At 63.0% G+C, this 238-nt stretch carries 1 pseudogene; it reads right to left on the bottom strand.

Annotated elements, in window-relative coordinates:
- Window positions 1-238, bottom strand: a pseudogene (locus E5W70_RS32895) (hypothetical protein); the annotation flags it as partial.

The raw sequence follows: 238 nt of genomic DNA, 5'->3' as shown, positions 1-238 counted from the left end.
GGCCGCGGGTGGTCCCCAGGACGCGAACGGCGACATAGCCAGCAAACGATATCGACGCCATCAGTACCGTCAGGAACCAGACCTCCCACGGATTGAAACCGCCCCACGGGTCCAGCGTCCGGTCTGGGAGCAAGGGCAGGATGATCGCGCTCATCACAGCCAGGATCAGAGCGGAACGAAGCTCGATCCAGCTCAGCCGCTTCAGGAGGCCGTGCAGTATTTCGCGACTGGCAAGGAC

It is taken from the genome of Mesorhizobium sp. (assembly GCF_005063415.1).
GTDB lineage: Bacteria > Pseudomonadota > Alphaproteobacteria > Rhizobiales > Rhizobiaceae > Mesorhizobium.
This window is presented reverse-complemented; position numbering and strand designations above follow the sequence as displayed.